This window comes from Pseudomonas extremorientalis (genome assembly GCF_001870465.1).
GTDB lineage: Bacteria > Pseudomonadota > Gammaproteobacteria > Pseudomonadales > Pseudomonadaceae > Aquipseudomonas > Aquipseudomonas extremorientalis.
Genome location: NZ_MDGK01000042.1, coordinates 1 through 6,542 on the forward strand (window position 1 = coordinate 1; position 6,542 = coordinate 6,542).

General features: G+C 58.2%; 6 protein-coding genes. 1 reads left to right on the forward strand and 5 read right to left on the reverse strand.

The window, feature by feature from the left end; translation table 11 throughout:
* From BFN10_RS17350 to BFN10_RS17360, 3 genes are all read right to left on the reverse strand, one after another.
* Window positions 1-1,247 (reverse strand): ribonucleotide-diphosphate reductase subunit beta (locus BFN10_RS17350; protein WP_071490714.1); only part of this gene is annotated, 1,247 nt, incomplete at its 3' end.
* A 185-nt stretch (window positions 1,248-1,432) separates the two neighbouring features.
* Window positions 1,433-2,737 (reverse strand): ATP-binding protein, encoded by a 1,305-nt coding sequence (locus BFN10_RS17355; RefSeq protein ID WP_071490715.1) that lies wholly within the window; start codon window positions 2,735-2,737, stop codon window positions 1,433-1,435.
* A complete protein-coding gene (locus BFN10_RS17360) occupies window positions 2,734-3,474 on the reverse strand; it encodes a response regulator (protein ID WP_071490716.1) in 741 nt (246 codons plus the stop codon). The genes BFN10_RS17355 and BFN10_RS17360 overlap by 4 nt, the downstream gene beginning before the upstream one ends.
* Before the next feature lie 405 nt (window positions 3,475-3,879).
* On the opposite strand from BFN10_RS17360, the gene BFN10_RS17365 reads away from it, so the two are divergent.
* Entirely contained in the window at window positions 3,880-5,109 is a 1,230-nt protein-coding gene (locus BFN10_RS17365) for a M20/M25/M40 family metallo-hydrolase (RefSeq protein WP_071490717.1), read from the forward strand.
* Between the two features lie 193 nt (window positions 5,110-5,302).
* On the opposite strand, the gene BFN10_RS17370 is transcribed toward BFN10_RS17365, so the two are convergent.
* Entirely contained in the window at window positions 5,303-5,716 is a 414-nt protein-coding gene (locus BFN10_RS17370; RefSeq protein ID WP_071490718.1) for a hypothetical protein, read from the reverse strand.
* 1 nt (window position 5,717) lies between these two features.
* A partial coding sequence (locus tag BFN10_RS28875) for an RHS repeat-associated core domain-containing protein (RefSeq protein ID WP_208610098.1) occupies window positions 5,718-6,542 on the reverse strand: 825 nt, incomplete at its 5' end.

Below are 6,542 nucleotides of genomic sequence, written 5' to 3' on the forward strand. Positions count from 1 at the left end.
TCCCAGCTCAGCGCGCCGCCAGTCTGGTACTCGATCACACGGGTCTCGAAGAAGTTTTTCTCTTTCTTCAAGTCCATGATCTCGCTCATCCACGGGAATGGGTTGGTGGTACCTGGGTACTCTTCCTTCAACCCAATCTGCGACAGACGACGGTTAGCAATGAACTTGAGGTAATCCTCCATCATCGCCGCGTTCATGCCCAATACACCGCGAGGCATAGTGTCGCGAGCGTATTCGATCTCCAGTTGAGTCCCTTGCAGGATCATCTGGGTCGCTTCTTCCTTCATCTCGGCATCCCACAGGTGTGGGTTTTCGATCTTGATCTGGTTGATCACATCGATACCGAAGTTCAGGTGCATCGACTCGTCACGCAGGATGTACTGGAACTGCTCGGCGACGCCGGTCATTTTGTTGCGACGGCCCATGGACAGGATCTGGGTGAAGCCGCAGTAGAAGAAGATGCCTTCCAGGACGCAGTAGTAGGCGACCAGGTTGCGCAGCAGCTCCTTGTCGGTCTCGACGGTGCCGGTTTCGAACTTCGGATCGGAGATCGAGCGGGTGTACTTCAGGCCCCAGGCGGCCTTTTTGGCGACCGATGGGATCTCGTGGTACATGTTGAAGATCTCGCCTTCATCCATGGCCAGCGATTCGATGCAGTACTGGTAGGCGTGGGTGTGGATCGCTTCTTCGAAGGCCTGGCGCAGGATGTACTGGCGGCACTCCGGGTTGGTGATCAGGCGGTACACGGCCAGCACCAGGTTGTTGGCGACCAGGGAGTCGGCGGTGGAGAAGAAGCCGAGGTTGCGCATGACGATGCGGCGTTCGTCGTCGGTCAGGCCTTCGGGGTTTTTCCACAGGGCGATGTCGGCGGTCATGTTGACCTCTTGCGGCATCCAGTGGTTGGCGCAGCCGTCGAGGTACTTCTGCCAGGCCCAGTCGTACTTGAACGGCACGAGTTGGTTGAGGTCGGCGCGGCAGTTGATCATGCGCTTTTCGTCAACGGCGACGCGGGCGGAGGCGCCTTCGAGTTCGGCGAGGCCTTCGGCGACGTCGAGTTTGTCGAGGGCGGCCTTGGCGCGGATGATCGCGGCGGAGTCGTTGGCGGTCACATTACGGGCTTCCAGCGCAGCCGCGGCGCCGGCGCCGTCGAGGCGGTCCATGTTGGCTTCGCTGGCGTGGCCGGCATTGGCGCCCTTGATCACCGCTGCACCGGTGTCTTCGTTGTCGACTTCATCCCAACTCAGCATGGAAATGCTCCTTCCTGGTATTCGAAAAATAAGTGTTTTTGCAGGCTTCAGGCATTGAAATACTGCGCATAGTGTGGTCGATAAATACCGAGGCTGCACACTATGTAGTGGTCTATTCTGTTTGTGGGCACACTATATGGTGTGTAACAAGACTGGTCAACGTGCAGGAATCACGTTGGCCTGCTTTAAAGGCTGATCTTGATCTGCGCGCACAATCCACCTTCCGGCCGGTTGCTCAACGTTAACGAGCCCCCGATCGCCACCACCAGTTGCTGGGCAATCGCCAGCCCCAGGCCGGTGCCGCCGGTGCCGCGGTTGCGTGAGCTTTCCACGCGGTAGAACGGCTGCATCACCTGCACCAGTTCGTCCTCGGCAATGCCCGGGCCGTTGTCGAGTACCTTGATCGACAGCTCGCCATCGGCGGTCGAACCGACCTCCAGCTGCGCGGCGCCGGCGAACTTGAGGGCGTTGTCCACCAGGTTCACCAGCACCCGGCGCAGGGCGTGAGGGCGGGTGTCGAGAACTACCGCGCTTTTGCCGCTGAGGCTCACCTGTTTGTGCATGTCCTGGTAGTCGAACACCAGGCTGTCAAGGAAGGCGTCGAGGTTGATACGGTGGCTGGCTTCGGTGGCGCCGTGGACGCTGCGTGCGTAGGCAACCCCCTCGCGCACCAGGTGCTCCATTTCCCCGAGGTCGCTCCAGAGTTTGTCGCGTTCGGCACAATCCTCCATGAATTCGGCGCGCAGTTTCATGCGGGTGATCGGGGTTTGCAGGTCATGGGAAATTGCCGCGAGGATCTGCATGCGTTCCTTCAGGTATTCGGCGATGCGTTGTTGCATGGCGTTGAACGCAACCGCGGCATGGGCTACTTCGGTGGGGCCTGTTTCGTCCAGCGGCGTGGGGTGAGCGTTAGGGTCCAGGGTCTCCACGGCGCGCGCCAGGCGGGTCAGCGGGCGGATGGCCAGGCGCACGGCGAACCAGGTGCAGCCCAGCAGCAGCGCCAGTTGCAGCACCAGCACCACCGGCAGCCAGTACGCGACGGGCAGCATGGAGGGGCGCACGTCGAGGGTGATCGGGTTGCCGTCGGCCAGGGTCAGGTGTGCCTGGAAGTGCTTCTGCATCCCAGGGATGTCGCGAAAGGTCAGCGCGTAGTGTTCACCCAATGCATCGGCAATCGAGGTGGCGGCCATGGGCACGTCGTCGCTGCGCATCGGCTCGCCGGTTTCGCCGGCGTTGAGCAGGTAGCGATAGTTTTGCCGATCCAGGCGCGGCAGCCAGCTGGCGCGCTCGTCGGCGGGCAGCCGGTCGAGGATCGCCACCGAGGTGGCCACGTCGTTTTCCAGGTTGCCCAGCATGGCGGTGCGCGCGCTGATGTAGCGCTCATAGAACTGTGCGCTGAAGGACAAGCCATGGGCGCACACCAGGCTGATCAGGAAGATCAGCGACAACTGTGACGCCAGGGTACGCGGCCAGCCAAACCTTAAGGTCATTTTTCGGCCTCGAGGATTTCCACCGGCAGGGAGAACACGTAGCCCTCGCTGCGCACGGTCTTGATGTAGGCCGGTTCGCGGGCGTCGTCCAGCAGGCGTTGGCGCAGGCGGCTCACCAGCAGGTCGATGGAACGGTCGAACAGGTCGGCGTCGCGGCCCTGGGTCAGGTTGAGCAACTGGTCGCGGTTGAGCACGCGCTGGGGGTGATCGAGGAACACCCGCAGCAGGCGGTATTCGGCGCCGCTCAGGGCGACCAGGGTGTCGTCTTCGTCGAGCAGGTGGCGGGCGGTGGTGTCCAGGCGCCAACGGCCGAAACGGATCAGCCGCCCGGTCTCGCTGACCACCAGGTTCGGCGGCAGCATCCGCGTGCGGCGCAGCACCGCGTTGATGCGCGCCAGCAGCTCACGGGCGGCGAACGGTTTGACCAGGTAATCGTCCGCGCCCATTTCCAGGCCGATGATGCGGTCGGTTTCATCGTTGCGTGCGGTCAGCATCAACACCGGCGTGGCTTTGTGCTTGCCCACCCGCAGCTCGCGGCACAGCTGCAAACCGTCGTCGCCGGGCATCATGATGTCCAGCACGATCAGGTCCACCGGGGTGGTCTCGAGGAAGCTGCGCATCTGGCGGCCGTCGGCGACCACGGTGGTGCGCATGCCGTTCTTTTTCAAGTAGTTGCCCACCAGTTCGCGGATTTCCCGGTCGTCATCGACGATCAGGATGTGATCGACATGATCCATGCTGCCTTCCTCGTTAAATGCTTGTTGGGGCGCAGTCTAGCCACTGGCGCCGGCCTTGCCTTGTACCCTTTGTATTCCAGTGTATCTGGCGATAAGGAGATACACGACGAAGCAAAAAGGCTGGTGCGACAGGTTTTATCCCGCTGCATAGCCGATAAACGGTTATGTACTAATAAACTTCTAATATTTCTAGTGAATAGCCACGGCCTTGGCTGGAAGCGAGCAGGTTGCGCCCGCGCAGGCGGTCGAGGGCTTCGTTGAGGGGGCACTTGCTCACGCCCTCTGATGCAACGCATCACGGCTGCTCTGCTGCTGGGTGTGGCGGTGCGGTGCGCGAGGGTTGGTTGCGATCAGTCTGTGGGGTAGGGTGTCACGGCACCTTCCAACAAAAACAAGGATCGGTTCATGCTTTTCACCTTCCGCCGTACCCTCCTGGCCGCCACCCTGGCCATGTCCTTCGCTGTGCCGGCCTACAGCGCCGAGCCCCATAAACAGATCCAAGCCCAATCCGAACACTACAAGGCCGACGCCCTGAAACTGCTGGAGCGCCTGGTAAACATCGACTCGGGCTCAGGTTATGAACCGGGCCTGACCCAAGTGCGCGACATCGCCGTGGATGAGCTGAAACAGCTGGGCTTTTCCATCGAGCTGGTGCCGGACAAAGCCGCCAACAACAGCCACGTGGTCGCCACCCTCAAGGGCACCGGCAAAGCCAGAATCCTGTTGATGGCCCATATGGACACCGTGTTCAAGGAAGGCTCGGCCGCCGAGCGCCCGTTCCACATCAAGGACGGCCGCGCCTATGGCCCCGGCGTGATGGATGACAAAGGCGGCATCGTCGCCGGCATCTACGCGCTCAAAGTCCTCAAGGACCAGGGCTTCAAGGACTACGCGCAAATCACCTTCCTGCTCGATGCCAGTGAAGAAACCGGCTCCGACGCCGCCTCCGAGCTGATCCGCCAAACCGCCAAGGCCCACGACGTCACCCTCAACCTCGAACCCGGGCGCCCGGCCGATGGCCTGGTGGTGTGGCGCAAAGGCAGCGCTACCGCCGTGGTCGAAGTCAAAGGCAAAGCCGCCCACGCCGGCGTCGCCCCGGAACTCGGCCGTAACGCCGCCATGGAAGCGGCGCACCAGATCCTGCAACTGGGCAAGCTGGGGGATGCTGAGAAGAAAACCACCATCAACTTCACCGTGATCAAGGCGGGCGACCGCACCAACGTCATTCCCGACCAGGCCATGGCCAAGGCGGATGTGCGCGCGGCGTTGCCGGAAGAGTTTGACCGCATCGAGAAGGACCTGGCACGGGTGTCGGCCAACAAGCTGATCCCCGAGACCGAAGTGAAGACCAGCCTGCAGCGCGGGCTGCCACCGATGCCGCAGACGCCGGAGTCGGACAAGCTGGTGGCGATTGCCCAGGGGATTTATGGGGAGTTGGGCAAGACGTTGACGATTGAAGGCAGTGGCGGTGCGGCGGATGCCAGCTTGTCAGCCGGGGTAGGCACGCCGACGTTGGATGGGTTTGGGATTGTTGGCGGGAATATTCATACGCCGGAGGAGTATGCGGAGGTGGAGAGTGTGGTGCCGCGGGTTTACTTGTTGAGTCGGATGATTATGGAGCTTTCGAAGCGGTGATTTTCTGCTGATTGACACCCTTTTGTGGTGAGCAGGCTTGCCCTGCATTGGGCTGTGTAGCAGCCCCAAAACAGACAATGCCGTTTCACCTGAAGACATCTATCGCCTGGATTGGGGCCGCTTTGCGGCCCAACGCAGGGCAAGCCTGCTCACCACAGAGTACGAACTCAGGGGGGAGTCATATAAAAAAGGCTTAGTTAAATTTTTCATAGTCTTGAGCACGCAGTGATTCTAGCCATTTTTTAAAGAAATCAATCTGTTCTTGTGGGTTGCTTGTAAGGTTTTCTTCTTCATAGTCGAATAAGTGAACAAGGTCTTCGTTAGATGCTTGTCTGCCTAAAGTCATTTCGTATGCCACAAGGCCTGCACTCATTTGAGATGCCATTCTTGAAGGCTTAACGTTTATCTTTGCACCTTTGCATAGGAAGGTTATATGAGGGAAGTCTGCCCTGATTTTTGCGAGGCAAACATACATGTCTATACCTTCGTAAATCGTTTTAAAGTTATCAGCCTCTGAAAATACCATAATTAGCTTTGAGGTGTCATATTTAACAGTTACTTCTGTTTTTTGATTGTCAATGATGGCAGGTATTTTTTGCGTTTTCATTTTATTTCCTGTTTGGATTTGGAATCGAATATCCTACATAACTTCCATCAGCTTTGACTGGCGTAGCACCTATAATATCTTCTGTTTTTATTTTGTGGTGAATGGCAAATTCTTTTTCTTTGGGATATGGCGTCTGGTTGCCTAGCTCTAGGTTTATATCATGACCCTCAATGCTCCTGATCGTATACAAATAACCTTTTTTATCTCCATAGCTGGTTGCAAAGGTGATTCCCACTGTGCGGAGAGGCGATGTACTAATAAAGTTGCTTGGTGGGTCATGACTGTCAACAGCATGCAAATATAGATCTTCACTATCGCCTTTGCTTTTGAAGCCGTTTTTAAATACCTCGTTTGGAGGTGTTTTATCTCCACGAAAAAGATATTCCTCATCTCTATTCGAAATTGGTGGGTCGGGTTCTGATTTTTTAATTGACGCTTGTGCTGAAGGTTCTTGAAAACCAGATGAAGGTTTACATCCCCTTTCACCTGGACATCCGTTTAAACCCAGCGGATCAATCCACCCCGTGGGATTAGGCACGTACTGGTATGTGTTAATTCCACCCGCCAGCTTCACCGGATCCGGCGTCAGATACCGACCAACATCCGGATTGTAGTAGCGATGGCGGTTGTAGTGCAGCCCGCTTTCCTGATCGAAATACTGACCCTGGAAGCGCAACGGGTTGTCGACTTTTCCGATGTCGAGTCGGGTGATTTCCCCGTAGGCGCGGTAATGCGCGCACCAGACGATTTCGCCATCCGGGGCGGTGAGTTCCTGCGGCGTGCCGAGGTGGTCGAGTTGGTAGTGGTAGGGCTTGGTTTCCTTGGG